Source organism: Limnohabitans sp. (assembly GCF_046052765.1).
GTDB lineage: Bacteria > Pseudomonadota > Gammaproteobacteria > Burkholderiales > Burkholderiaceae_C > Limnohabitans.
In genome coordinates this window covers 1-3,077 of the sequence record NZ_JAVLFQ010000087.1, presented here as the reverse complement: position 1 = coordinate 3,077, position 3,077 = coordinate 1, and the positions used below count along the sequence as shown (strand labels likewise).

The window sequence follows — 3,077 nt, the reverse complement described above, 5'->3', positions numbered from 1 at the left end:
GGGAATTTGGACGAAAAATCTTTAGCTTTGGCCGCCACTTTCACGGCGAGTTGACGCGCCACCGATTTGTAGATGCCTGCGACTTCGCCATCGGGGTCTGCCACCACACTGGGCAAGCCGCTGTCGGCTTGCACACGTATGGCCATGCTGAGTGGCAGCGCACCCAAGTAAGCCATGCCTTCGGCCTGAGCCATTTTTTTTCCGCCCTCGACGCCAAAAATATGTTCGGCATGGCCGCACTGGCTGCACACATGCACAGCCATGTTTTCCACTATGCCGAGAATCGGCACGCCGACTTTTTGGAACATGCGTATGCCTTTCATCGCATCAATCAATGCAATGTCTTGCGGAGTGGTGACGATGACCGCGCCGGTCAGCGGCACACGCTGGCTCAGCGTCAATTGGATATCGCCAGTGCCAGGCGGCATGTCCACAATCAAGTAGTCGAGCGCACGCCAGTTGGTCTGGCGCAGCAACTGCTCTAAGGCCTGTGTTGCCATGGGTCCGCGCCATACCATGGCTTGGTCTTGTGCCACCAAAAAACCAATGGATATGACTTGCACACCGTGGGCCTCCAGCGGTTGCATGGTTTTGCCATCGGTGCTCTCGGGGCGGCCTGACAAACCCATCATCATCGGCTGGCTGGGGCCGTAAATGTCCGCATCCAATAAGCCCACACTGGCACCTTCAGCGGCCAGCGCCAGCGCCAAGTTTGCGGCGGTGGTGGATTTACCTACGCCGCCTTTGCCCGACGCCACTGCGATGATGTTTTTCACTTGGGGCAACAACGCCACGCCAGGCTGTGCTGCATGCGCTACTACTTGACTGCTGACACTCACCTTCACCGAGTTGACACCCGCAATTTGCGACACCACATGCTCCAGTTGTTGCTGAAACGAAGACCACAAACTTTTGGCGGGATAGCCCAGCACCAGATCAAAAGTGACAGCACCGTCTTGGATGCGGATGTTTTTGATGGCTTTGGCCGCCACAAAATCCTGACCTGTCAGCGGGTCCACCAGGGTTTGCAAGGCGAGGGTAATGTCTTGTTCGGTCACGGCCATAACTGCTCCAGCTTATTCAATGCGAAAAGCGTCTAGTCTAGCCAAGCACGCCGTCAGTTGAAACGGGCAGTGATCATGACCGCTATGGCAACACAGGTCTGTGCACAGGACAGTCGAACGAGCGACTCGCTGCGCGCCGCATAAAATCGCGGTTTCCCTCACCTAGCTATACCTACCCATGAGCCAGCGACACCTGTTTGTCACCACCGCCTTACCTTATGCCAACGGCAATTTCCACATCGGCCACATGATGGAATACATACAGGCGGACATCTGGGTGCGCTTTCAGCGCATGCAAGGGCATGCGGTCAATTTCGTTTGCGCCGATGACACGCACGGCGCACCCATCATGATTGCCGCCGAAAAGTCGGGTAAAACGCCGCAACAGTTCGTCAGCGATATTGCGGCAGGGCGGCAGCAATACCTAGACGGGTTTCACATCAGCTTTGACAACTGGCATTCCACCGATGCGCCGGAAAACCATGCACTGGCGCAACAGATTTACCGCGACCTGCGCGATTTGTCGATGGAGCAAGGCGGCACGCTGATCGAGCGCAAAACGATAGAGCAGTTTTTCGACCCTGAGAAAAACATGTTTTTACCGGATCGATTCATCAAAGGTGAATGCCCGAAATGCGGTGCGAAAGACCAGTTCGGCGACAACTGCGAAAACTGCGGCGCGGTGTATGCACCCACCGATTTGAAAAACCCTTACTCCAGTTTGAGCGGTGCCACCCCGGTGCTGAAACACGCCGAACATTTTTTCTTCAAACTCTCTGACCCGCGTTGCGTGGCGTTTTTGCAGGACTGGACGCAAAACGGCAAGCACCTGCAGTCCGAAGTGGCAAACAAAGTGAAGGAATGGTTCAGCGTTCGAAGCAACCCTGACGGTTCAACCAGCGAGGGTTTAGGCGACTGGGATATCAGCCGCGACGCGCCTTATTTCGGCATTGAAATACCCGATGCGCCAGGCAAGTATTTTTATGTGTGGCTGGATGCGCCGATTGGCTATTTGGCTTCATTGAAAAACTGGTTCGACAAAGGCGGCCCCAAAGCCAAGCATGGGGACACCCGCAGTTTTGAAGCATACATGGCCGCAGAAGACACCGAGCAATACCATTTCATCGGTAAAGATATCGTCACCTTTCACACGTTGTTTTGGCCAGCCATATTGAAGTTCAGTGGCCATAAAACGCCTGACAAAGTGTTTGTGCACGGTTTTTTGACCGTGAACAATGGCGAGAAGATGAGCAAGAGTCGGGGCACGGGACTCGACCCGTTGAAATACCTCAAGCTCGGCATGAACCCCGAGTGGCTGCGCTATTACTTGGCCGCCAAACTCAACGGGCGCAACGAAGACATCGATTTCAACGCAGATGATTTCATGGCGCGGGTCAACAGTGACTTGGTGGGCAAGTACATCAATATTGCTTCTCGTGCGGCGGGTTTTATTGCCAAACGGTTTGAGGGCAAGTTGGGTTCTGTCAGCGATGACGGGCAGGCGTTGTTGGCACAGCTGCAAAATGCATTGACAGCGATTGCAGACTTGTTTGACGAACGCGATTACGCCAAGGCTTTGCGCGACACCATGGCATTGGCTGACCGAGTGAATGCATATGTGGACGCCAACAAGCCTTGGGAGTTGGCCAAGCAAGCAGACATGGAAGCTCGCTTGCAAGATGTGTGTACCACCTGCATAGAAGCTTTCCGCTTGCTAAGCACCATGCTCAAACCGGTGCTGCCGCAATTGGCAGCGCAAGTGGAAAGTTTTCTGAAGATTGAGCCCCTGACATTCAGCCATGCGGCCAAGCCCTTGGGCGCGGGTCATGTCATCGGGAGCTATGCGCATTTGATGCAACGTGTGGACGAGAAAATGTTGGGCGCTTTGTTCGAAGTAACCGATAAATTGGGGTCGGCGGAATTTGGATCAGGGAAATTGGGGTCAGAGCCAGCGGAATTGGGGTCAGAGCCTGCGGAATTGGGGTCAGAGCCCGAATTTTCCTCCGGAAAATC

Annotated in this window: 2 protein-coding genes; one reads left to right on the top strand and one right to left on the bottom strand. The window is 54.5% G+C overall.

Features of this window, described 5'->3' with window-relative positions:
- On the bottom strand, nucleotides 1–1,064 hold a 1,064-nt coding region (apbC, locus tag AC9UG7_RS12305; protein ID WP_509588250.1), incomplete at its 3' end, for an iron-sulfur cluster carrier protein ApbC.
- A 178-nt stretch (nucleotides 1,065–1,242) separates the two neighbouring features.
- Here apbC and metG point away from each other — a divergent pair.
- Nucleotides 1,243–3,077, top strand: a 1,835-nt coding sequence (gene metG / locus AC9UG7_RS12300; RefSeq protein WP_509588248.1) for a methionine--tRNA ligase, incomplete at its 3' end; no start/stop codon positions are given.